Annotated in this window: 17 protein-coding genes; 7 read left to right on the top strand and 10 right to left on the bottom strand. The window is 72.6% G+C overall.

From position 1 onward, the window contains the following. The first annotated feature begins 128 nt into the window (after positions 1-128). The 3 genes from M2266_RS12755 to M2266_RS12745 all read left to right on the top strand — a co-directional run bounded on the left by M2266_RS12755 (position 129) and on the right by M2266_RS12745 (position 5,235). Entirely contained in the window at positions 129-1,739 is a 1,611-nt protein-coding gene (locus tag M2266_RS12755) for a dynamin family protein (RefSeq protein WP_277438309.1), read from the top strand. 5 nt (positions 1,740-1,744) lie between these two features. Beyond that, the gene (locus M2266_RS12750) at positions 1,745-3,394 is read left to right on the top strand and encodes a GTPase (RefSeq protein WP_277438308.1); all 1,650 of its coding nucleotides are present in this window, start codon (positions 1,745-1,747) and stop codon (positions 3,392-3,394) included. 389 nt (positions 3,395-3,783) lie between these two features. Beyond that, positions 3,784-5,235: a thioester domain-containing protein gene (locus tag M2266_RS12745; RefSeq protein ID WP_277438307.1), complete on the top strand. Its 1,452-nt coding sequence runs from the start codon at positions 3,784-3,786 to the stop codon at positions 5,233-5,235. 367 nt (positions 5,236-5,602) lie between these two features. Here M2266_RS12745 and M2266_RS12740 read toward each other — a convergent pair whose 3' ends face one another. Further along, on the bottom strand, positions 5,603-6,169 hold the full coding sequence (locus tag M2266_RS12740) for a hypothetical protein (protein ID WP_277438306.1): 567 nt from the start codon (positions 6,167-6,169) through the stop codon (positions 5,603-5,605). A gap of 234 nt (positions 6,170-6,403) precedes the next feature. Next, the gene (locus M2266_RS12735) at positions 6,404-7,000 is read right to left on the bottom strand and encodes a hypothetical protein (protein WP_277438305.1); all 597 of its coding nucleotides are present in this window, start codon (positions 6,998-7,000) and stop codon (positions 6,404-6,406) included. Positions 7,001-8,370: 1,370 nt separating this feature from the next. On the opposite strand from M2266_RS12735, the gene ettA reads away from it, so the two are divergent. Genes ettA through M2266_RS12720 form a run of 3 tightly spaced genes read left to right on the top strand, consistent with a single transcriptional unit; the run spans position 8,371 to position 11,170 of the window. Continuing rightward, positions 8,371-10,035, top strand: coding sequence for an energy-dependent translational throttle protein EttA (gene ettA / locus M2266_RS12730; RefSeq protein ID WP_277438304.1), 1,665 nt, complete (start codon positions 8,371-8,373; stop codon positions 10,033-10,035). Beyond that, positions 10,035-10,487: a thioesterase family protein gene (locus M2266_RS12725; protein WP_277438303.1), complete on the top strand. Its 453-nt coding sequence runs from the start codon at positions 10,035-10,037 to the stop codon at positions 10,485-10,487. The genes ettA and M2266_RS12725 overlap by 1 nt, the downstream gene beginning before the upstream one ends. After that, positions 10,484-11,170 carry a hypothetical protein gene (locus M2266_RS12720; RefSeq protein WP_277438302.1) on the top strand — a complete coding sequence of 229 codons (687 nt, stop codon included), beginning with the start codon at positions 10,484-10,486 and terminating at the stop codon, positions 11,168-11,170. The genes M2266_RS12725 and M2266_RS12720 overlap by 4 nt, the downstream gene beginning before the upstream one ends. A 108-nt stretch (positions 11,171-11,278) precedes the next feature. On the opposite strand, the gene M2266_RS12715 is transcribed toward M2266_RS12720, so the two are convergent. The 5 genes from M2266_RS12715 to M2266_RS12695 all read right to left on the bottom strand — a co-directional run bounded on the left by M2266_RS12715 (position 11,279) and on the right by M2266_RS12695 (position 18,990). Next, positions 11,279-12,265 (bottom strand): ABC transporter ATP-binding protein, encoded by a 987-nt coding sequence (locus M2266_RS12715; protein WP_277438301.1) that lies wholly within the window; start codon positions 12,263-12,265, stop codon positions 11,279-11,281. Beyond that, entirely contained in the window at positions 12,265-14,280 is a 2,016-nt protein-coding gene (locus tag M2266_RS12710; RefSeq protein WP_277438300.1) for an FtsX-like permease family protein, read from the bottom strand. The genes M2266_RS12715 and M2266_RS12710 overlap by 1 nt, the downstream gene beginning before the upstream one ends. After that, positions 14,274-15,092, bottom strand: a complete 819-nt coding sequence (locus tag M2266_RS12705; RefSeq protein WP_277438299.1) for a hypothetical protein — start codon at positions 15,090-15,092, stop codon at positions 14,274-14,276. Before M2266_RS12705 ends, M2266_RS12710 begins: the two co-directional genes overlap by 7 nt. 1 nt (position 15,093) lies before the next feature. After that, positions 15,094-18,438 (bottom strand): FtsX-like permease family protein, encoded by a 3,345-nt coding sequence (locus M2266_RS12700; protein WP_277438298.1) that lies wholly within the window; start codon positions 18,436-18,438, stop codon positions 15,094-15,096. Positions 18,439-18,585: 147 nt separating this feature from the next. Continuing rightward, positions 18,586-18,990: a globin gene (locus tag M2266_RS12695; RefSeq protein ID WP_277438297.1), complete on the bottom strand. Its 405-nt coding sequence runs from the start codon at positions 18,988-18,990 to the stop codon at positions 18,586-18,588. A gap of 200 nt (positions 18,991-19,190) precedes the next feature. On the opposite strand from M2266_RS12695, the gene M2266_RS12690 reads away from it, so the two are divergent. Beyond that, complete coding sequence (locus tag M2266_RS12690; RefSeq protein WP_277438296.1) at positions 19,191-20,324, top strand: methyltransferase domain-containing protein; 1,134 nt, start codon at positions 19,191-19,193, stop codon at positions 20,322-20,324. Between the two features lie 10 nt (positions 20,325-20,334). On the opposite strand, the gene M2266_RS12685 is transcribed toward M2266_RS12690, so the two are convergent. Genes M2266_RS12685 through M2266_RS12675 form a run of 3 tightly spaced genes read right to left on the bottom strand, consistent with a single transcriptional unit; the run spans position 20,335 to position 23,950 of the window. After that, positions 20,335-21,243, bottom strand: a complete 909-nt coding sequence (locus M2266_RS12685; RefSeq protein WP_277438295.1) for an FHA domain-containing protein — start codon at positions 21,241-21,243, stop codon at positions 20,335-20,337. Between the two features lie 48 nt (positions 21,244-21,291). Further along, entirely contained in the window at positions 21,292-22,635 is a 1,344-nt protein-coding gene (locus M2266_RS12680; RefSeq protein ID WP_277438294.1) for a VWA domain-containing protein, read from the bottom strand. Between the two features lie 58 nt (positions 22,636-22,693). Beyond that, positions 22,694-23,950 (bottom strand): PP2C family serine/threonine-protein phosphatase, encoded by a 1,257-nt coding sequence (locus M2266_RS12675; RefSeq protein ID WP_277438293.1) that lies wholly within the window; start codon positions 23,948-23,950, stop codon positions 22,694-22,696. Positions 23,951-23,953 lie beyond the last annotated feature (3 nt).

The following is a 23,953-nucleotide window of genomic DNA, read 5'->3' as shown; positions in this document are numbered from 1 at the left end:
GTTGTGCACTCGTTATGCCCCGGTCTCGCCGGCACCATGGGCACCGTATCGGGTGCGTGCGGGTTGAAAAGGTGTGAACTGGGCGGTATACGCTTCAAAAATGCGCCAAAATGGGGCATTCTGCCGGTGTGGCGATCTTGGACGTACGGCCTGATCTGCTCGACGCGCTGTCCGCGCTGCGCGACCGTGTCGACGTCGCGCGGTTTCCGTTCCCTGTTCCCGGAGCCGCACGGGCCCGCCGTACCCGCCAGGAGCTGATCGCGCAGCTCGACGACTATCTCGCGCCCCGGCTGCGGACCCCCGAAGCGCCGTTGCTGGCGGTGATCGGCGGATCGACGGGGGCGGGGAAGTCCACGCTGGTCAACTCGCTGGTGGGGCGTCGGGTCAGTGCGGCGGGGGTGCTGCGGCCCACGACACGCACGCCGGTGCTGGTGTGCCACCCCGCGGACCGGGCCTGGTTCGCCGACTCGCGGGTCCTGCCGGGCCTGGCGCGGGCCTGGTCCGCGCGGCCGGGGACGCGGGACGAGGACGAGGACGGCGGCGCGCAGGGCGAACTGCTGCGGCTGGAGATCGACGACGCGCTGCCCAGGGGGCTCGCGCTGCTGGACGCCCCCGACATCGACTCGCTGGTCGCGCGCAACCGCGAGCTGGCCGCGAAGCTGATCTGCGCGGCGGACATCTGGATCCTGGTCACGACCGCGTCGCGGTACGCCGACGCGCTGCCCTGGCACCTGCTGCGCACCGCCAAGGAGTACAACGTCACGCTGGCCACCGTGCTGGACCGGGTGCCGCACCAGATCGCCGAGGACGTCGGGCGGCACTACGCGGCGCTGCTGGCGAAGGCCGGGCTCGGGGACGTACCGCGGTTCACCGTTCCGGAGCTGCCCGAATCGGCGGGGGCCGGCGGGCTGCTGCCGCGGACCGCGGTCGCCGCGCTGCGCCAGTGGCTGGCGCACAACGCAGAGGACCCCGCCGCCCGCCGCCGGGCGGCACACCGCACCGCGGTCGGTGTCCTGGACTCGATGCGCACCAGGATGCCGGCGCTGGCCGCCGCGTCCGCTGTCCAGCACGCGGCGGCGGTACGGCTGGCCCGCGGCGTGGAGGACGCCTACGCGGAGGCGGCGGAACGGATCGACGGCGCGGTGGCGGCCGGGGTGCCGTTGGCCGGCGAGGCGCTGGCGCGCTGGCTGGAGTACCCGTACTGCGGGCGCGAGGCGCTGCAGTCCGCGCTGGCCGACGGGCTCGCGGCGCTGCTGCGCTCCGAGATCGACGCGGCCGACGAACGCGTCGCCGCCGGATGGCGGCGGGACCGCGCGGGGGCCGCGCTGCTCGCGGAACCCGACATGCGCCCGGACCGGGCGGCGGCCGCGGACCGGATCGACGCCGCGGTCACGGCCTGGCGCGAGGGTCTCACCGACCTCGCGTACGCCGAGGTGCGGGCCGCCCGCGGCCCGGACCGCGCCGCCGCCGACCCGGAGGACGCGGCGGCGCTGCTGGCCACCGTCCTGCTCGGCGGCCGGCGCGGGAGCGGGGCCGGCGAACGGCTCGCGGACACCGTCGGGGCGCAGGCCGCGCTGCGGATGCGCGACCGGGCGCGGGAGCGGCTGGAGGACGGGGTCACCGAACTGCTGCGTGGTGAGCGCGAACGGCGGCTGGCGCCCGTGGACGCCCTCGACGTGACCGCGCGGCAGCAGTCGTCACTGATCGCCGCACTATCCCTACTGCAGAAGGAGAGGTGACCGCGGTGGCTTCCACGGCAGGAACCGGCGGAACCGGCAGCGGCAGCGCCGGGGGGACGCGCGGCTCCTACGGGGCTGGGCGCGCCCCCGATCCGCTCGCGGCCCGGGCCGAGGCGCTCGGGGAGCTGCTGGGGCTGTCCAGGGCACGCGTCAGCCCGGACGAACTGGCGGAGAGCGGAGCGCTGTTGGAACGGCTCGGTGAACGCCGGCGGCTGTCGCTCGACCACACGGTCGTCGCGCTGGCCGGTGCCACCGGGAGCGGCAAGTCGACGCTGTTCAACGCGCTCGCGGGACTGGAGCTCTCCGAGACGGGCGTCCGCCGGCCGACCACCGCCGCACCGGTCTCCTGCTCATGGGACCCGGCGGGCGCGGCCGGACTGCTCGACCGGCTCGGCATCGCCCCACAGGATCGTTACGCCCGACGGAGTGTGCTGGACGGCGCCGATCGCGTGCCCGGTACGGACGAGCGGTTGGCCGGGCTCGTACTGCTGGACATGCCGGACCACGACTCGGCCGCGCCCGGCCACCGAGACGAGGTGGACCGGCTGCTGCGGCTGGTGGACGTCGTGGTGTGGGTGCTCGACCCGGAGAAGTACGCGGACGCCGCGCTGCACGAACGCTATCTGCGGCCGCTGGCCGGCCATGCGGACGTCACGCTGCTGGTGCTCAACCAGGTGGACCGGCTGCCCGGCGACGCCGCCGACCAGGTACTCGACGATCTGCGGCGGCTGCTGGACGAGGACGGACTCGCGGTCGGCGAGCACGGCGACGCCGGCGCGGTGGTGCTCGCGGTCTCCGCGCTCAACGGTTTCGGCGTGCCCGATCTGCGGGCCTGCCTCGGCCAGATCGTGGCGGAGCGGGGATCGGCCAACCGGCGGCTCGCGGCCGATGTGGACCGCACCGCGGGCCGGTTGCAGTCGCTGTACGTGGGCGACGGCGTGGTGGGCCTGACGGATCCCGCGCGCGAGGAGTTCGTCGACCGGTTGGCCGACGCGGTGGGAGTCACGGGCGCCCGTGAGGCGGCGGAACGCGCGTGGGCGGGGGCCGCGGAGGCCGCCTGCGGCACCCCGTGGGGGCGGCTGACCGCCGACCACCAGGGCGGGGCGGGCATGGGCACCCGTGGGTCGGCCGGGCTCGCCGCGTCCCGTCCTGCCGTGGACGAGGCGGTGCGGGCGCTCGCGGACGACGCCGCCCTGGGCCTGCCCGTCCCGTGGGCGCGGGCGGTGCGGGACGCGGCGCGACGCGGTGGCGAGGGACTGCCGGCGGCGCTGGACACGGCGGCGACCCGGGCGGATCCGGGGGAGCCGGAACGGCCCGCCTGGTGGTCGGCGGTGGGCGCCGTCCAGTGGCTGCTGATGAGCCTGGCGGTGGCCGGCGCGGTGTGCCTGGTCGCGATCGCGGTGGACTCGCTCGACGCCTCGTGGTGGCTGCCGGTCACATTCCTCGCGGTCGGTGCCCTCGGCGGGCAGGCGCTCGCCTGGGCCTGCCGCATCGCCGCACGCGGCCCGGCCCGGCGCCACGGACAACTGGCGGAGCGCCGGTTGCGGGCCGCCGCGGCGGACTGCGGCCGGGCGCGGGTGCTGGAACCGGTCGCGGCGGAACTGCTGCGCTACCGGGAGGTGCGCGAGCAGTACGCGGTGGTGGCCGGGGGCTGAGGCCGGTGCCCGGACGGTTTCGCGGGCACCGGCGCGGAGGCCAGGGCCAGGGGTCTACGGTCTCCGGGCCTCCAAGTCTCCGGGTCGGGATTTCACCTGCACGAGTGATGGACATATCCAGAACCGGCCGGTTATCCGCAGATTGCAGCCCATTTCTTTAGGTGCTGTCCGCTTTATGTGGGCGCACTCGAGAGGGGATTTATCGACAATCACGGTATTACCCCTTCATCGCATAACGATTGCGATTCGAAATGGTTAGCGGAGGGGATTGTTGGTGGCCCGGATACCTCTGCTTCCTAGGATCCCTTTGGTACTGCGGGGGCTCGGATGCTCTCGGAGCCGCAGGCGAGGCCACCCTCACGACCCGGCTTCGCCCGAAGGGGAGTTCCATGTTCAAGATTCAGAGGCGAGGCGTTGCCCGCCTCGCCGCCGCGGGCCTGGTCACGGGTCTGCTCGCCGCTGGTGCGATATCCGGCGCGGGAACCGCACTCGCGGACGACGTCGCGCCGGCCGCCGGTGGCGCGACCGCCGTCCTGTCGGGCCTTCAGCCGGGCCAGTTCGGCGACGCCGTCTACAAGGACGGCAAGGGTGGGAAGCAGACCGTCTCCGCCGGCCTGTTCCGCATGGACGCCACGGGCGGCGGCACGCTGCAGACGTACTGCATCGACATCGGCACCCACACGGCCCCCGGGGCCAACTACCAGGAAGCCTCCTGGGGTGCTTCGTCGCTGCACGACGCCGACACCGCGAACAAGATCAACTGGATCCTGCAGCACTCGTACCCGCAGGTGAACGACCTCGCCGCGCTGTCGAAGACGTCGGGTGCACACAAGCTGACGCCGGAGACCGCCGCCACCGGCACCCAGGTCGCCATCTGGCGCTTCTCGGACCACGCGGACGTCACCGCCAAGAACCCGAAGGCGGAGAAGCTCGCCGACTACCTGACGGACGAGGCGAAGAAGGCGACCGTCGCCACCGAGCCGAAGGCGTCGATCTCCCTGACGCCGACCGCCGTCTCGGGCAAGGCCGGCGAGAAGCTCGGCCCGGTCACCGTCCACACCAACGCCGCCTCGGCGAAGGTGCGCCTGGCCGGTGACGCGCCTGACGGCGTCAAGGTCGTCGACAAGGCCGGCAAGCCGGTCACCAACGTCACCGACGGCGCCGAGCTGTTCTTCGACGTGCCGGCCGGCAGCGCCGACGGCGGCACCAAGCTCGTCGTCGAAGCGGCCACCAAGATCCCGGTCGGCCGCGTCTTCACCTCGGTCGGTGAGGTCCGCAAGCAGACCCAGATCCTCGCCGGCTCCAGCGAGAGCAGCGTCTCCGCTCCGGCCTCCGCCACCTGGGCCTCGAAGGGCGCGGTCCTGGCCGTCTCCGCCAAGGTCAACTGCGCCGCGGGCGGTGTGGACGTGACCGTCGCCAACGAGGGTGACAAGCCCTTCACCTTCCCGCTCGGCGGCAAGAGCTACACGATCGAAGCGGGCAAGTCCCAGACGGTGACCGTCCCGGCCAAGGAGGACGCGAGCTACACGATCGTCGTTCCCCTCCCGGACGGCACCACGAAGACCTTCACCGGTGTTCTGGACTGCAAGGCGACGGGTAACGGCACGCCGACCCCGACGCCCAGCGCCACCCCGTCCACCCAGCCCAGCCCGGCCTCGGCCGGTACCACCACCGGCACCACCGGCACCACCGGCACCACCGGCGGCGACCTCGCTCAGACGGGTGGCAGCAGCGCCACCCCGATGATCGCGGGCATCGCCGTCGCGCTCGTCGTGATCGGCGGCGGCGCGGTCTTCTTCCTCCGCCGGAAGAAGGCGTCCGCGACTCCCGCAGCCGAGTAGCAGCGGGCAGTAGCCAACGGCTGGAGCGGTCGATGCGACCGCGGCAGCCGAAGTGACGGGGGCGGGACTCTTGGAGTCCCGCCCCCGTTCCGTTCCCCGCCCGCTCAACTGAGAAGACGGGACAGGGCGGGACAGGGCGGGAGAACGCGGGAGAAGCCGCAGGCAGAGCCCGAGCGGCCGCTCGCTGACCTACCCGTTCGCCCCGTGGGGTGGACGTGCGGCAAGAGGGTGTTACTAGCTCAGCGATCAGGGAAAACCGCCCCTCACCTGTGATAAAGCCCCCACAAGGGGCCGTATGGCGCCGCCTGGGCCGCCTGTAGGCCCTCACGCGTGGCAGGGCACATGCGCCAAGGCCGTTGGCTGGTGGTCAGCCAGAGGGAGGCGTCGCAGCATCGTTGATGCCCAAGTCCTGACGCATCACGCCCCGCATCACCTTCCACCGATCCCAGAGCCATGCCAGATCTACCCCGATCTCCTCGAAGGAGCCGGTCGGTTCTGGATTACCTTCCTCCAGGTACTTGATCTTGCGGTAGGCCGAAGACAAAGCCTTAGCGTTGATGTCCAACTCTCCCAATACCGGCGCGGACGCGATCATCTGCGCCTCGGCGAAGGCCGCGCCGTGCCCGTGGCGTGCTGCTTCCAACGCCTCCTGCGCTCTGGCAGTGACATCGCCTCGATGAACGTGCCACAAGAAGTTCATGAGCTCGATCCGGTAGCGACGGAAGGCAGCGTTGGTTGCTACGTAGCACGCACGCTTCTGAGCCAGCTCAGACTGGCCCTGCTCGCGCAGCCATTGCCCATGGGTCAGCTGCTGCTGTCGCTCGAACTGCTCTCTCTGAACCCGAGCAACGAGCCTCTGCGAGAGCACAGGCGCGAACAGGGTTCCCGTTACCCCAACGATCGCAGCGAACAAAGCAATCGTTCCACTGCCCACTCTTCCCCCTCCGTTGCTCGGAGCCCTGAATCTGGCTTCATCTTGTCGACGCTGCGGCGGTGACGGAAGCGTTCCGCATGCTCCGTCACCGCCGGGTCAACCGCGACGAAGCGTGCTGGGGTCTGATGCAGGGTTGGGTGACAGGTGCGGTCACGCGGCCCGACTCCACGAGGTCCCTCATCGCGTTTCGCAAGTGCTGCACAAAGCAACGATGTCGCCTTATGCGGCGGACGGTCAGGAGTCCGAGTCCGGGCCCCAACCCGAGCCCCAGCCCGAGCCTGGAGCGGTCGGGTTCCGGGCCTGGCTCGGAGGACGTTTATCGGCCATGACCGCCCACGCGCGCAGTATCAGGGCGAAGAGGGCGAACACGGCCAAAACCCAGAAGTCGTCAGCGAAGTAGCTCGTGCCGCTGTCGGAGGGGATGGCGGTCGCGAATATGATGAGGAAGGCCAGAGTGAGGTAGAAGCAGAGCCGGATGACGTTCGCGGATCGACGCTCGAAGCGATAGATCAGCAGCATTCTGCTCAGGGACAGCTGATGTCGCTCGGCGACAGGTGGTTGCTTGGCTTCGGCGGCGATCGTCGAGGCATCGTTCAGCCAGGCGAGGCTCCTGGCCCTGGCCTCGGTCAGTTCGTCGGGTGGCGGACTCAGCAGCTCCATCGCCTTCCACCAATCCGTTGTGAAGGCAACCCGACGCGCTGCGTCCTCAAGCAGCGTCTTTCGGCGTTCGAGCCGAGAGCGGCGCCCGAGCTGGTCCTGAATCACGAAGCCGAACAGGCTGAGAATGCTGGTGACAGCCGCAGCGATGAGGGCCTTGTACAGCGAATCCACGCTTTCCTCCAAGGCCACCCGCTCGCCGTAGCGAGGCGGGGAGCAGTCAGGGGCGGGACCGTGTTGAAGTAGGCCCTCTCGGCAGTGTGCGGACTGGGCCGGCCGTCCGCCTGATCCCACGCGGGGTCGGCGGTGGATGCCTCCTTCTGACCTAATCGTCTAGGGGCGGCGAGTCGGGCTGAAGAGACCAACTCGCGCCGGACGGGGTGGTCTCTTCGCCGTGCGCTGGCCAACAGCGCGCACATGCAAGAAGAGCACCCCCGGGGCGTGCTCTTCTTGCATGCGCGCGCTGTTGGCCGACCGCTGCGCTACTCGCTTGGTGTTCGAAGCGTCCGCAGTCTCTCCCGCCCTGGATGCCTGTGAGCTGGGGTGATGCTCTTAAGGGGTCTGGATCTTGCGGACACTGCGGACACTGCGGACGCTGGCGGACGCTATACAAATTGTTTAGCGTCCGCAGGATCTCCGCAGGTCAGAAGGTGGGCGAACAGTGTTCTGGACGCTACGGACACTGTCTCCCCTTAAATCTCTAGGACGGCTAGCAGGGATCGGCTGGCAGAGCGCTCGGCGCAGACGGCTTTTCAGGGGGCGAGCTGCCCGGCCACTCCGTGTCCCCCGCTTAAGAGCCGTCACACAGGGCCCATCCAACCCCCCGCTGAAACGCTCTCTGGCCCGCGCTTCTCGCGACGGGTGCCGGGGAGGGAGGCAGGTGGCAGGGTCGACAACCCGTTTTCGGGGGTGTTTCAGACTGTCCGGAGCCGTGCCTCCCTGCCTCCCTGAACGGCACTTTCCGCAGTTCAGCCCGGGGGAGGCAGGCCGGGGAGGCACTCAGGGAGAACTCCCTGCCTCCCCGGCGCCTCCCCGGCGCCTCCCCGCTCCGAAACGCCCCCGCAGTCGCGTTCGACGGCCGTATTGGGGTGTGCAGGCGAGTAGAAAGGACCGCCCGCCCGGAGGGCGGTCCTGCTTGCCCTTGCTCGGAAACCGGCCGCGGCATGTTCGGCCGGCGGGGGAGGGCGATAGCGGCTGGGGAGGCGTCGAAGACCCTCAGAGGGCGTCTGAGCCGGTTCGGGGTGGTGGGGCTGCCATCTGCTAGTGGCCTGCTCAGGAGCCGTTTGGGCCGCTATTGCAGCCGCTAACGTTAGCGGCCTGGCCTGCTATCGGAAGTGGCTCCCGCAGGCCCCTCCCGGGCCGTCTGTGGGCCGTCCGAGGGAGCTCGGGGACGACGGATGACGACTAGGGACGACAGGGACCGGTCGCCCCGTCGCGGCTAAGGCGCAGGTGGCGAGGCCCTGACCTACCCGTTCGCCCCGTGGGGTGGACGTGCGGCAAGATGGGGTGTATCTGCCCACACATCGATTGCCGGACGGTTTCTCTTGGCTGAGTACATCTACACGATGCGCAAGACGCGCAAGGCACACGGCGACAAGGTCATCCTTGACGACGTGACGCTGAGCTTCCTGCCCGGCGCGAAGATCGGTGTGGTGGGTCCCAACGGTGCCGGTAAGTCCACGGTGCTGAAGATCATGGCCGGCCTGGAGCAGCCTTCCAACGGTGACGCCTTCCTGTCGCCCGGCTTCACCGTTGGCATCCTCATGCAGGAGCCGAAGCTCGACGAGTCCAAGTCGGTCCTGGAGAACGTGCAGGACGGCGCCGCCGAGATCATGGGCAAGCTCAAGCGCTTCAACGAGGTCGCCGAGCTCATGGCGACCGACTACTCGGACGCGCTGCTGGACGAGATGGGCAAGCTCCAGGAGGACCTGGACCACGCGAACGCCTGGGACCTCGACGCACAGCTGGAGCAGGCCATGGACGCGCTGGGCTGCCCGCCCGGCGACTGGCCCGTCACCACCCTCTCCGGTGGTGAGAAGCGCCGCGTAGCGCTCTGCAAGCTGCTGATCGAGGCCCCGGACCTGCTCCTCCTCGACGAGCCCACCAACCACCTCGACGCCGAGTCGGTGAACTGGTTGGAGCAGCACCTGTCGAAGTACGCGGGCGCCGTCGTCGCGGTCACTCACGACCGGTACTTCCTGAACAACGTCGCCGAGTGGATCCTCGAGCTCGACCGCGGCCGCGCCATCCCCTACGAGGGCAACTACTCCACGTACCTGGAGAAGAAGGCCACCCGCCTCAAGGTCGAGGGCCGCAAGGACGAGAAGCGCGCCAAGCGCCTCAAGGAAGAGCTGGAGTGGGTCCGCTCCAACGCCAAGGGCCGCCAGGTCAAGTCCAAGGCGCGCCTCGCCCGTTACGAGGAGATGGCCGCCGAGGCCGACAAGGTGCGCAAGCTGGACTTCGAGGAGATCCAGATCCCGCCGGGCCCGCGTCTGGGCTCCATCGTCGTCGAGGTCAACAACCTCTCGAAGGCGTTCGGCGACAAGGTTCTGGTCGACGACCTCTCCTTCACCCTGCCGCGCAACGGCATCGTCGGCATCATCGGCCCGAACGGCGCGGGCAAGACCACGCTGTTCAAGATGATCCAGGGCCTCGAGCCCGCGGACTCGGGCTCGGTCAAGATCGGCGACACGGTCAAGATCAGCTACGTCGACCAGAGCCGCGCCAACATCGACCCCAAGAAGACCCTCTGGGCGGTCGTGTCGGACGAGCTGGACTACATCAACGTCGGCCAGGTCGAGATGCCGTCGCGGGCGTACGTCTCCGCGTTCGGCTTCAAGGGCCCCGACCAGCAGAAGCCCGCCGGCGTCCTCTCCGGTGGTGAGCGCAACCGGCTGAACCTGGCGCTCACGCTCAAGGAGGGCGGCAACCTGCTGCTCCTCGACGAGCCCACCAACGACCTCGACGTCGAGACCCTGTCCTCGCTCGAGAACGCGCTGCTGGAGTTCCCCGGTGCCGCCGTCGTGATCTCCCACGACCGGTGGTTCCTGGACCGGGTCGCGACCCACATCCTCGCGTACGAGGGTGAGTCCAAGTGGTACTGGTTCGAGGGCAACTTCGAGTCGTACGAGAAGAACAAGGTCGAGCGGCTCGGCGCCGACGCGGCCCGCCCGCACCGCGCCACCTACAAGAAGCTGACCCGCGGCTGATGGCCCGGCACATCTACAGCTGCCCGCTGCGCTGGTCGGACATGGACGCCTTCGGGCACGTCAACAACGTGGTCTTCCTGCGGTACCTGGAAGAGGCGCGGATCGACTTCATGTTCCGGCTGGCGCCGGGCGAGGGCAGCGCGTCGTTCACGGGCGGGTCCGTCGTGGCCCGGCACGAGATCGACTACCTGCGACCGCTGGTCCACCGGCACGCCCCGGTGACCATCGAGTCGTGGGTGACGAAGATCAGCGCGGCCTCGATGACCGTCGCGTACGAGATCAAGGACGAGGAGACCGTGTACGTGCGGGCCTCCACGGTCGTGGTCCCGTACAACCTGGCGGAAGGGCGGCCGCGGCGGATCACCGCGGAGGAACGGTCCTTCCTGGAGGAGTACCGCGACGAACCGCAGAAGAAGGCGGAAGCCGCGGCGGAAGAGGCCGTCGCCGCATGACGCGACTGCTCATCGCCGGTGCCGGGGAGGCGGCGGGCCTCGCCGCCTTCCTGGGCCGGCTGGTCCGCTGGGACAAGGCCGCCGTGGTGCGGCTGCGCTCCGCGGAGGGGGTGCTGGCGGTGTTCGGCCAGCCGCCCTTCGGCGGGGTGCTCGCCGTCCGTACCGCCCCGCTCCGCGAGTCGCCGGACCTCGACGCCACCGTCTCGGCGGGGCAGCTGCTGGAGGGCATCGAGGAGCGTTCCGGCACTGGGGCGGGCACCGGCACGGGCGGCGACGCCGTCGTGGTCCCGCCGTCCGTGACCGGCCCCGCGTGGGCCGGGCTGCTGCCGCCGCGCGGTGGCTGGCAGCGGGTCGCGGAGTTCGCGCCGGAGGACGTACGGGCCGCCGCGCGACAGCTGGTGGGGGAGTTCCGCTCCCGCACCGAGGTGCTGGTGCCGGAGCGGCGGACGCGGGCGGAGCTGGACGCGCTCGCCGAGGAAGTCTGGTCCCGGCCGGTCGGGGACACGGTGCTGCCGATGCGGGCCGTGCACGCGGCACAGGCGCTGGGGTTTCTGCGGGGCGCCGGCACCGAACCGTTCCCGCTGCTGACGGCGGGGGCCTGGCTGCGGCTGCGCACGCCCTACGGGTCGGTCGCCGTACGGCGCACCGCCCTCGGCTCCGGCCTGACCGTCACGCCGGCCTGAGGGTCACGCGGACGTGGGGGTCACGCCGGCCTGAGGGTCACGCAGACGTGAGGGTCACGCGGGCCTGACTTTCCTGCCGGCCTGACCGTCACGCCCGCGGCCTTCGGTTCAGTCCTCCTCCGGCGCCGCCGCCCGGTCCGGCCACACGCCGATGTGGTCGGACTCCAGTTCCAGCAGCACCCGGTTCTCGATGGAGAGCGCCGCCGTGTAGTCGCGCGGGAGCTGCAGCCGTCCGGCGCGGTCGACGGTGGCGTACTCGCGGGCGACGACCGACTCCTGCCCGTGTTCGTCGATCTCGGTGTGGCGCAGCACCTCGGAGGCCGTACGCCCGTCTCTGATCGCGACCGTGCGCCGTACGGCGTCGGCCACCGCGTGGTCGTGGGTGACGACGACGACGGTCGTGCCGAGCTCCTCGTTGGCGGTCCTGAACGCGGCGAAGACCTGCTCGCCGGTGGCCGAGTCCAGCTCGCCGGTGGGCTCGTCGGCCAGCACCAGGGACGGGGAGTTGGCGAGCGCCACGGCGATGGCCGTGCGCTGCTGCTCGCCGCCGGACATCTGGTGGGGGTGCCGGTCGTGGCAGTAGCCGACGCCGAGCATGGTGAGCAGTTCCGTGGCGCGGGCGGCGTGCAGCCGCTTGGCACGGAATCCGTCGCGGCCGGACAACTGCATCGGCAGCACGACGTTCTGGGCCGCCGTCAGGTACGGCAGCAGGTTGCGCGCGGTCTGCTGCCACACGAAGCCGACGACCTCCCGGCGGTAGCGCAGCCGGGACTTGGCGTCCATGTCCAGTAGGTCGTAGCCGCCGACGGAGGCCGCGCCCGCGGTCGGGACGTCGAGTCCGGCGAGGATGTTGAGCAGGGTGGACTTGCCGCTGCCCGACGCGCCGACCAGGGCCATCAGCTCGCCTTGGGCGACCAGCAGGTCCAGGCCCTGCAGTGCCTGGACCTCGACGCCGTCGGCCGTGAAGATCCGTACCAGCCGGTCGCAGGTGATGAGCGCGTTCTGGCCATAGGCGGCCTGCTCCCGGCGGGCGGCCGCCCGTTGCTCCAGATCGGCCAGGGTGATCGTGGCGCCGCCCGCGGTGGTGTCGGTCATCAGCGGTCTCCTACTCTGAGGTGCGTACTCTCACGGCGCCGTCCCGTCACCCACACCTGGGCCAGCAGTACCACGTAGGCCAGGGCCAGCAGCCCGGCGGACGGCAGGGCCAGCGAGAGCGGGTCGACCCGCAGCCCGAGGCCGGCCGGAACGGTCGTGCCCGGGTCGCTGCCGAACGCGAGCGCGGTGATGTCCACGCCGGGTCCGAGCAGCGGTATCACGGCGAGGCCGACGAGCACGCCGCCGACCGCCGCCAGCAGCGCCTGCGGCAGCATCTCCAGGAACACCAGCCGTCGCCCGTCGCGCCGGCCCATCCCCATCATGCGCATCCGGGCGAGCAGCGCGGCACGCTGGGGGGCGGCCTGGAGCAGGGACAGCAGCAGCGCGAGCGCGCTGTAGCCGGCGCCGCCCGCGACCGCGGCGAGGTAGATGCCGCGCGCCCCGGACTGCAGCGCCGAGTCGGAGAGCGTGCCGCGCTCCTCACTCAGCAGGGACACGAACAGGTCGCCGCCGGTCGCGGCGGTGGCGGCGCGCAGCGCCTTGCCGTCGATCGGGCCGTCCGCCGTGACCATCAGCACCGTGGGCCCGGTGAACTGCCGGAGGTTCATGTCCGGGTGCCGCTTGACGAGTTGCGCGGACGAGACGATCACGAAGTCGGTGTTGGGCGCGGCCGCGGTGAGGTCCAGTACCGCCGCTGCCCTGATCTCGGTCGTTCCGATGGCGGGCTGCACCGAGGTGGTCCCGCCCGCGAGCTTCGCGGCGAGGTTCCGGGAGACGACGGCGGGCATCGGGCCGGTGCCGTCGTCGTGCAGGAGCGCGTCGGCGGGAAAGGCGGGGAGCCCGCTGGAACGGGTCAGCGCGGCGTACGCGACCGGGTCGACGCTGAGCAGGCTGTACGGCATCCCGAAGCCGGCGGTGGAAGCGGTGGGTTCGACCCGGACGCCGAGGGTCCCGGCGACGCCGGGCACCTTCCGGATGGTGGCCGCGAGCTTCTCCGGCAGCACGAAGTTGGCGTCGATCCTGGCGTCCGCGCCGATCGCCGCGCGGGCCGCCTCGTCACGGCCGTCCGCGACCCCGGCGAGTACCGCGCCGCCGAACGAGGCGACGGTGAGGGACATCAGCAGGGCGAGCAGCGGCAGTTGGGCACTGGCGGGGGAGCGGCCGGCGCGGGCGAGGCCGAGGTGGGTGACGGCGCCGGTGAGCCGGGCCGCGGGCCGGGCGAGCAGCCGCAGTGGCAGCGGGTACAGGCGCAGCAGGAGGATGGCGGCGGCGATGGCGACGAGGACGGGCGCGGCCGCCAGGAACGGGTCGGCGCCGCTGACGGTGCCCCGCCGCCGCAGGGCGGCCACCGCGCCGGCCACCAGCACGGTGATCGTGAGCTCGACCACCGTACGGCGCCGGGAGGGCCGGGCCGCGGCCATGTCCTCGCGTGCGGCCGGGCGCGGTCGGCGGTGGGCGGCGACGGCCCGCAGCGGCAGGGCGAGCGAGGCCGTCACGGCCACGGCGGAGCCGAGCAGTACGGACAGCAGGTAGCGGTCGGCCGGCAGCAGGACGAGCGCGAGCACGATGCCGGTGATCGAGGCCGGCACGGCGGCCGCCGTCGTCTCGCCGAGCAGGCGTCCGAACATGCCGCGCATCGAGCCGCCACGCGAACGCAGCAGGGCGAGTTCGTTCCGCCGCCGCTCGGCCGCGAGGCCGCCGGCCATGAGCAGGACGGCGAACGCGGTGGCGCCGACACCGATCGCGGCGACCAGGACCAGCGGCAGCGTCGCCGTTCGGTCGCGTTCGAAGGAGGTGAGCACCCGGCCGAGTCCGGTGGTGGCGCGGATGTAACTCCCGGTGCCCGTCTGCAGCGTGGTGGCGTCCGGACCGCTGTCGAGCGAGGCCAGCCGTGTCTGGAGCGGGGCGACGTCCTGGGGGGTGAGCCGGCCGGCGTCGACGGGGTGGTGCCAGTAGAAGGACGCGCCCTTGCCCAGACTGAGCAGGGTGGGTGCCGCCTCGGGCGCGATCAGCACGGTGAAGTGCCAGTAGAACGTGGGGAGGTCGCCGGGGCCGGCGGGGGCGACGTCAACTGGGGGGTGAGGACGTCCGGGTCCTCGTTCCAGTACGCGCCGCCCGGTTCGGTGGGCGAGACGACCCCGGTCACGTGGACTACGAACGTCGTGCGCAGGGTGCTGAGGTGGATCTCGGAGCCGGGGCGCAGGCCCATCACCTTGGCGGTCTGCTCCGTGACGGCCGCGTCGACACGGTTCGACCCGCCCGACGCGTCGGTGGGAGCGGGGCCGCGCGGCATGCTGCCGGCCACCAGCCGGGAGTGCTGCTCCAGACCCTGCTGGGCGACGAGGTCGGCCTTCGGGTGCAGCGCCTTGGTCGGCCGGGGCAGCGCGGGATCCAGCGCCGCGGAGTCGCTGCCGGTCCTGACGCCGAAGACGGACTGGCCAGGCAGCAGCCGCAGGGGCGGCCGTACGAGCTTCTGGAACTCCGCCTCGACGCCGGCGATCCACTCCGGTGCGAACCGCGAGGATCCGGCCGCGCCCTCGGTGTCGGGACCCGACGAGGATTCGCTGAGGGTGAGGCTGCGGTCGCGCAGCTTGGCGTCGGCGAGGGAACCGCGCAGCGCCTTGACCTCGTAGCGGTCGACCGCGCGCGGCAGTGCGGCCGCCAGGAAGGCGGTGACCAGGACAAGCAGCGCCATCGCGAGGGCGGCGGCCGGAGCGGCGCGCAGCCGGACCCGCACCCAAGGGAGGGCGGCGATCCGGTGAGCGCGCCCGGTTCCGTCGCCGTCCCGTTCCGTAGCGCCGGGCAGGCCTTCGGTCCCGTTCGTCATGTCAGTCCTCCCCTTGCCTGCGCAGCGCGGTCACCGGGTCGCCGCGCCGGACCGCCGTCAGGACGACCACCAGCAGCGGTACGACCAGCACGATGGCGATCAGCTGGGCCAGCGGCCCCACCGGCAGCGTGACCAGCAGGGTCGGGACCGGCTGGGACGCCTGCGCCGTCAGCACGATCAGCGGTACGACCAGCCGCGTCAGCAGCGCGCCCAGCGCCACCCCGACCACCAGGGCGAGCAGCACCAGCAGCCCCTGCTCCGCGGCCATCATCCGGGCCAGCTTGCGGCGAGGCGCTCCCAGCGCCCGCAGCACCGCGAACTCCCCGCTGCGTTCGCGGATCGCGCCGGCCGAACTGACCGCGAAGCCCACCGCCGCCAGCACGGCGGCGGCGATCACAGCGGCCGGCAGCACCGACTGCGGCCCGGCACCGAGCGGGTCGGCCCGCATCTCCGACGCGGTCTCGTCGCGCACCAGCAGCGAGTCGATGTCGGCCCGGTCGCGCAGCGCGGCGGCGACCCGCGCGGTGGCGCCCGGCTCGGCCGAAAGCCACCACTCGCCGGGTTCCATGCCACGGCCGCCCGTCGCGTTGAGCAGGAGGTTCACGGCGCGCAGGTCCAGCAGTAGCGCTCCGCCGTCCTTCGTGGAGGAGGCCGGCGCGGTGGTGCCGGGCAGGGCGCGGATCACGGAGGTGATGCGTACGGCCGTCTCGACGCCGTTCAGTTCGACGCGGACGTCGCCGCCCACCTTGCTCCCGGTGGTCCGCAGGAAGGCGTCGGTGGCGACCCCGGCGAGCGCCGGGGCGGCCGGTTCGGCGACGCGTACGGAGAGGTGGGCGCTCTGGGCGTCGCCCAGGGCCACGTCCAGGGCGCCGGTGGAGTACTCCACGGTCAGCGCGTCGCCCGCGGCGGCGCTGGTGACGGTCCCGGCGTTCGGCCGCAGGCCGGGGTCGCCGCCGAACGTGGCGTCGTCCCGCTGCATCTGGGCCTTCGCCGCCCAGGACGAGCCGGCTGCGGCCGTCAACGGGCGGACGGTGCCGTTCGTGGAGACGATCGCGGGTGCGAGGGTCAGCCGGTGCTTCTCGGTGGACTCGGGTGCCGCGTAGTCCACTTCGACGCGGGTGAGCCGCAGCGGGCCGGCGGGCGACCCGCCCGTACGGCCCGCCGCGTCGGTGAGGTCCAGGACGAGGAGGTGGGGTTTCCCGTCGGCCGGCACGTCGCCGAGCGGGAAGGGGTACGTGACGCCGTTGCCGTCCTTGAGGACGGCAGTGAGGGAGTCGACGACCCCGCCCTGCCCGTCCGAGTCGAGTCGCGCGGTGATGCGCAGCTGCCGGGCGGTCTCGTCGACCGGGAAACCGCCGGTGTCCTGCACCGCGCCGGTCTTCTTCGCCCCGCCGGACGGGCCGCTCCGCAGCGGCTGGAGCAGTTCGGTCAGCGGGCGGTCGGCGAGGTCGTCGCGGAACCGCATCACCTCGCCGGCCTTCGCCGTGTCGATCATGAGGACGGAGGCCACGCGCTGTTCGGGAAGTATCAGCTGGGCGCGTGCGGCCGGTGCGGCGGTGGCGATGCCGGGGGTGTGCTCGTACACCCCCGCCTGTCCGAACGGCGGGGTGGTGGAGCCGGTCACCCGCAGGTCCGCGCCCACCGTGAAGTCGGCCTGGTCGCGCTGGGACCGGTCCCAGCTGGCGCCCTGTCCGATCGCGAACATCCCCATGGCGACGGCCAGTACGAGCAGCAGGACGGCTCCGGCGCCGCGCCGCGGCCGCCGGGAGAGCTGCCAGCCCGCGAGGGCGAGCGCCAGCCCGCTGCCCCGCGCAGCCCTGCGCTCGCCGAGCCGGGCGGCCAGCGGCAGCAGCCGCAGGATCAGGACGGTGCCGGCCAGCAGGCACAGCGCGGGCGCGGCGACCAGCACCGGGTCCACGCCGAGGCTGCCGCCGGTGTCGGCGCTCAGCACCCCGCTGTCTTTGGCGCGGCGCGACAGCTGCCAGTAGGCGATCCCGGCGAGCAGCAGCAGCCCGAGGTCGGCCCCGGCCTGCACCGCCGCGGGCAGCGCCCCGCGCCTGGCGCGTGCCGAGCGCTCCGCGACGTAGCTCCCGGGGCTGCGCAGGGCGGGCACGATGACGGCGAAGGCGCAGGCGAGCGCGGTTCCGGCGGCCACCCACCAGGCGGTGGCGCCGATGGCGCCGCCCAGGTCGGTGCCGGACCTGGCCAGCGCGCCCTGCCCGGCCAGCAGCCGGATGACCGGCCCGGCGAGCAGCGGCGCCGCCAGGCCCGCGGGCACCGCGAGCAGCAGGGACTCCGTGGCGGCCAGCCGGGCGACGCGGCCGCGCGAGCCGCCGCGGGCCCGCAGCAGCGCGGTCTCGCCGGCCCGCTCCTCGGACAGCAGCTGGGCGACGAGCAGCAGTGCGAAGCCGGCCAGGATGAGTAGTTGCAGCGCGCCGATGAGCAGGGTGGAGCGGGTCACCAGCAGGGTCCGCTGCACGCCGGTGAGCAGGTCGGGCAGCTCGGAGGAGATCTGGATGCCGGCGTTCGCCGGGTTCCTGGAGAGGGTGTCGATGCTCCGCAGCACGTCGTCCCGCACCCCGGGTATCCCGGCGGTGTCCAGGTCCCGGAAGTCGGCGGTGCTCTGCCAGGACATCTCGGCGGGGGTGAGGCGGCCGGCGGTGAAGACGCTCGGATCGGCGAGCAGCGGCCCGTAGGTGGTGAACGAGCCGGTCCTGATGCCGTGGCCGCCCATCGGGTCGAGCTGCCAGTACGGGTCGGCGCGGTCGGTGGGGCGGTAGGTGCCGGTGACCCGGATGTGGAGCACCGGGGCGTCGAGCCGGCTGGTCAGATCGACCAGGGTGCCGGGCCGCACGCCCAGGGAGCGCGCCACGGGTTCGGGGACCGCCACCGGCACGACGCCGGTGCCGCGGTCGACGGCGGTCGGCCAGCCGCCCTGGACCAGCGTCACGCGCGCCCGGTCGAACGTGGCGAGCAGCGTCAGGTCCGGGTCGGCGCTCTTGCGGGTGCCGGACGTGCCGCCGCCCAGCGCGGCCGGCAGCGCGTACGGCCCGGAACGGGTGCTGGAGCGCACCCGCGCGGTCAGCCCGTCGTAGGCGGTTGCCAGGTTCGCGCGTATCGCGGAGTCGGTGGTCCGCCAGGTGTCGGCCGTGACGGTCAGCTGGGCGTTGACGGTGGTCCGCGCGGCCGACTGGTGTTCCAGCGTGCGGCGCAGTCCGGCATCGCCGATGGCACTGGTGAACGCGGCGAGGGTGGCCAGCACGCTGGTGGTGAGAACCACGGTGAGCAGGGCCGCTGTCAGCAGCAGTCGGTGCGCGCGGACGCGCAGAAACACAAACCCCGTCACGCCGATCCCCCGTTCGCCCGCTGTTCGGATGATCTCAAACAGGTAGGGCGTGAGGAAGTGCAGAAAATTGTCGCAATGCGATCGTGACCCGATGTCCGAGACCCGCTGTCCGGTCAGCGGACAGCCCGGACGTCATGGGCGCTCCACTCAGCCGGCGGTGTTCACCATCGACGCGGCGGCGTACACCAGGTAGTCCCACAACTGCCGTTCGTGGTCGGGCGCGAGCGCGAGGTCGTCGACCGCGTCGCGCATGTGGCGCAGCCACGCGTCGTGCGCGGCCTGGTCCACCTGGAAGGGCGCGTGCCGCATCCGCAGCCGCGGATGGCCGCGGTTGTCGCTGTACGTGCGCGGGCCGCCCCAGTACTGCATGAGAAAGAGCGTCAGCCGCTCCTCGGCCGGGCCGAGGTCCTCCTCCGGGTACATCGCCCGCAGGTCGGGATCGCCCGCGACACCCTCGTAGAAGCGGCGCACCAGACGCCGGAACGTCTGCTCGCCGCCGACGGCGTCGTAGAACGTCTGCTGCGGCGCCGTGTCCTGCGGGGTCTCGTTCACTCAGCTCCACCTCAAGATGTCGCACCGGCCCGGCGCCGGTCGACGGGGTGCGCGTACGCGGCGCCGGGGTCGCCCCCGGAAGCGTGCGGCACTCCTCCATGGTCTCAGACGGTCCGGCGGAGGACCTGGGACCTCCTACCCGCTGCCGGCCGGCACCCGGGGGCGTCGCGCATCGGGCCCCACCGCCGCACAGTGGAGGTATGGGTGACGCGGACCGGGAGGATCGCCACGCCGAGGCGGCGGACGCGGCGCGCCGGCTGCTGGTGCGGCGGATCGTCGCGGCGGGCGGGCTGGCCGACCCCGCGTGGCGGGCGGCGTTCGAGCAGGTGCCGCGCCACCTGTTCGTCCCCGAGTACTTCACTCCGCGGCCCGGTGGTTACGAGCGCCTCACCGGGGACGACCCCGACCCGCGGCGGCGTGCCCGTTGGCTGGCGGGCGCCTACGAGGACGTTCCGCTGGTCACCCACGTGCGCGACGGGCGGCTGATCTCGTCCAGCAGCCAGCCGTCCCTGATGGCCTCGATGGCCGAGGCGCTGCGGGTGGGCGACGGGCAGACGGTGCTGGAGATCGGCGCCGGCACCGGCTACAACGCGGCGCTGCTCGCCCACCGCCTCGGTGACGACGCCGTCACCACCGTCGACCTGGACCCGGTGATCACCGACGCGGCCCGCGCGCACCTCGCGACGGTGGGCGCCGCGCCGGCCGTCGTCACCGGCGACGGAGCCCTGGGCCACCCCGACCGGGCGCCCTACGACCGGATCGTCGCGACCTGCGAGCTGCCCTCCGTGCCGCCCGCCTGGCTGCGCCAGTGCCGCCCCGGCGGCCGGATCCTCGCGCCGTTCGCGGGCGGGCTGATCCTGCTGACCGTCACCGGCCCCGACCGCGCGGAGGGGCGTTTCCTGCGCACCTCGGCCTACTTCGTCCCGCTGCGCGGCCCGGCCGCGGCCCGCCGGCCGGATCCGGGACCGGAGGAAAGGGCGGCCGGCGCCCCCGTTCGGAGGTCGGGCACGCCGCCGGAGGTGTTGGAGGACAGCCTCTTCCGCTTCCTGCTGACCCTCCGGGCGGGCCCGCTGGAGGTCGGCTGGGACTCCGGCGACCGCGGCGTCGCCGTCGCGGCCCCGGACGGCTCCAGCGCCCGGGCCGACGGGAACGGCACGGTCCTGCCGGCCGGCCCCCGCGATCTGTGGGCGATCGTGGAGAGCGCCCACGACCTGTGGCAGGAGGCGTCCCGGCCGACGCGCGACCGCTACGGCCTGTCCGTCAGGGACGGCCGCCAGTGGACCTGGCTCGACGACCCGGACGGCCCCCACACCTGGGCGGTCCCGGCCGCGTGACGGGCGGAGGTCAGCCGCGGCCGACGGTGATCGTCGTCCAGGCGCCCACGTGGACGCGGTCGCCCTCCTTGAGCGGTACCGGGAGGTAGGGCTGGATCGGGTCCGCCGCGCCGTTCACCGTGGTGCCGTTCGTCGAGTCCTGGTCGACGACGGACCAGCCGCCGTCGGGCTGCTGCACCAGGACGGCGTGCTGGTGCGAGACACCCGGATCCTCGGGGGCGCGGGACAGATCGATGTCGGGAGCCTCGCCCGTGCTGTGCCGGCGGCGGCCGATGGTGATCTGGTTGCCGATCAGCGGCAGCCGCAGTTCGGGGGAGTACGACGGGAAGTACAGGCCGGTGGCGTCCGGGCCGCTGCGGGCCATCATCGCGGTGAAGTAGTCGCGGTCGGCGGCGACGGTGGCGACCCACGTCGTCACCTCGGGCGCGAGCGGCTCCGGCGCGGCGGCGGCCTCGGGCCGGGACGGCGCCGCCGGGGTGGAGGGCGCGCTCGGCGGGGTGAGCAGGAAGTCACCCGAGTCGCCCTCCTCGCCCGGAGTGACCGCCTCGGGAGCCAGCGGCTCGGCCGGGCGGTTCATCTGGGACGGGCGCGAGCGCTGCGACTCGTACCGCTGGTAGGGCGGAAACCCTGGTGAGGGCGGCGAGGGAGGGGCGGGCGCCGGGACGAAGGTGGTGGCGGTGTGCGTCTGGAAGTTGTAGCGGCACTCCTCGCAGAACAGCGCCCGCCCCTCCCGGGGGGTACCGCAGGTCGGGCACGGCTCCGCCGCCGCCGTCGCGTCCGGATCGTAGCCGGAGGCCACCGGGCGGGCCGCCCCGGAGTTGACGGAGGCGGACGGCACGGCGGATGCGGACATGCGGTGGCCGCACACCTCGCACCAGTCGTCGGTTCCCGACTGGTGACCGTTCGGACAAGTCGACATCTGGCTGGCTCCCCCTCCGCCCGCGAGCGCGGTTACTTCCGAGTGCGGTTACTTCTTGACGCGGACGGTTTTCGTCGAGCGCGTCTCCAAGGTCATCTCGTCGGCGTCCGCGACCCTCGCCTTCAGCCGTACGGTACCGCTCGGCGCGTCGACCACGTCGACCACCTTGGCCAGCAGCTTCGCGGTGTCGTCGTTGCCCGAGGCGCTCGCGAGCTGCACCGCGCGGCCCAGCTTCGCGGTCGCCCCGTCGAGGTCGCCCGACTTGCGTGCTTCCAGCCCCTCCTGGATGACGGACGCCAGCTCCGCCTGGCCGGTGTAGTGCGCGACCTGCGGGTTGATCCGGGTGGAGGCGGCCATGTCGTCGGTCCACACCGCCCGCACCAGGCCCTGCGAGAGCACCTGGGAGGTGCCGTCCGGCTGTGGCAGGACCAGCGAGAGACGGGCGGCCAGCATCTCCTGGCCGACACCGGCGTTCGGGACCTGGACGCACACGTGGTAGTCGCGGGACTCGTCGCCCCAGGAGCCGGTGGGGTAGTCGCCGGCCCGCGGACCGGCCTCCGTGCGGCGCGCGGTCAGGTCCTCGACCGTCGGCGCGACCTGCTTCACGAACCGGATCTCGGAACCCTGCGGGGTCCACAGCCGCAGTCCCACGTCCGCGACCTCCTTGCCCATCGCGGTCTCCATCATCGCCTGGAAGTCCGCCTTCAGCCCGGCCGGATCGGCGACGATGTCGACGGAGCCGAGCATCGCGGAGGCGATCCCGGTCAGCTCCTTGACCTCCCAGTCCGTCCCCACCCCCCGCGCGTCACACGTGAAGCGCCCGGCGCAGGCCTCCAGGGTGGCCCGCAGGTCCTCCGGCTTCTCGTGCTCGTTGCGGCCGTCGGTCAGCAGGATGCCGTGCCGGATCGGCACGTCCGCGGTGGCCAGCAGCCGGTCCGCGAGCCGCAGCCAGGTGCCGATCGCGGTGCCGCCGCCCGAGGTGAGCTTGCGCAGCGCCTGCTTGGCCTGGCCGCGGGTCTGCGCGTCGGCGATGGCGAGGCCGCCGTTGGCGGGGTAGACCTCGCGGGCCTGGTGGGTGCCGCCGACCACGGCGAAGGCCACCCCGTCGCGGATCGTGTCGATCGCGGCGGCGGTCGCGTCACGGGCGTTGCGCATCTTCGTGGGCGGGTAGTCCATCGAACCGGAGCAGTCCACCATGATCACCACCGCTCCGCCCGGAGCGCCGTCGACGGCGTACCCGGGAGCCGCCAGCGGGTGACCGCCGGAGGTGCCGCCGCCGGTCGACGTCACCGTGACGATGGCGTTGACCTCGCGGCCGCCCTCGGGCAGGTACTCGTTCTGATAGATGTCGACCGAAAACTGCGGCACGTTCGACTTGGAGAAATTGGCCATCGCGTGAGCTCCTCGCGCTCCTCAGTCCACAACAACATCCCCCGACGAGGGACCGGTTCTACGCAGGTTCGGATCCTGCCCGCCCCACCGTGGCCGGGAACGGAAGTACGGCGACTGTTACGTTGTCGTGGCCCCCGCCGTCGAGCGCCACGCCCACCAGCGTCTGCGCGCAGTGCAGCGGCCGGGCGCGGGCGTCGGCCGGTACCACCGCCGCCAGTTCGGCCGCGGACTCGGCGTAGTTCCACAGCCCGTCGGTGCACACGACCACTACACCCGTTCCCTCCGGCTGGAAGGAAGCGGTGTGCGGATCGATTTCGACGGCGTCGGCGCCGAGCCAGCCGGTGATCGCGTGGGCGCGCTCGTCCGCGTACGCCTCGGCCTCCGACATCAGCCCCGCCGACACCATCCGGGCCGCCCACGAGTCGTCCTCGGTGAGGCGGGCGGACGGGGTGTCGCGGTCGTCCGGGATCCAGTACGCCCGGCTGTCGCCGATCCAGCCGACGGTGAAGACCGGGCCCGCCGCGACCGCGCTGACGCAGGTGCACGCCGGGGCGTTGTGGTGCGGGCCCTGCCGGTCGTCGTCCTCCTCGGCCAGCACCGCCACCGCGTGGGCCGCCGCCAGCAGGGCGTCGTGCATGGCCTGTTCGGGCGGACTGCCGTGCTCCAGCGCGTCGAGCAGTTTCTCGCTGCCCACCGCGGCGGCCGCCGCCGAGGCGTCGTCGGGCCGGTAGGCGGACGAGACGCCGTCGCAGACCACGGCGATGATCGCCGGCGTCCCGTCCGGCAGCGACGTCGCCGCCACCGCGAACGCGTCCTCGTTGCGGTGGTGCCGCAGACCGCGGTCGCTGACCGCGGCCACGCCCTCCAGTTCACGCTCCTGGTGGTCGCGCACCCGCGGCTGCGCGTGCCCGCAGTGTTCGCAGTACCCGTCGGCGTCGACCCCGCCGACCCCGCACGCCACGCAGGTCGGCCCCTGCGGCGCCGGCACCGCGAGCAACTCCTCGCGGGGATCGGCGACCTCCGCCGCGGGCTGCGGGGCGGGAGGCGCGGGCGGGGCGGGCGGCGCGGCAGGGCTCCGCGGTGGCGCGAGCGCGAAGGGATCGGTGTACTCGCCGTTGCGCGGCACCGCGCCCGACGCCGCGGAGCCGTTGCCGGAAGGCCCGGTTCCGGGCAGGTCGGAGCCCGCGGCGGAGAACGGCACGGTCACGTCCGTGCCGCACACGCCGCAGAACTTGTCGCCCTCCTCCAGCGGTTCCGCACAGCTGGGGCAGCTGATCGACTGAGCTGACTGGGCCGACTCCGGCAGTCCTGGCATTCG

Origin of the sequence: Streptomyces sp. SPB162, from assembly GCF_029504575.1 — a bacterium.
In the GTDB taxonomy this organism is placed as follows: domain Bacteria; phylum Actinomycetota; class Actinomycetes; order Streptomycetales; family Streptomycetaceae; genus Actinacidiphila.
This window is presented reverse-complemented; position numbering and strand designations above follow the sequence as displayed.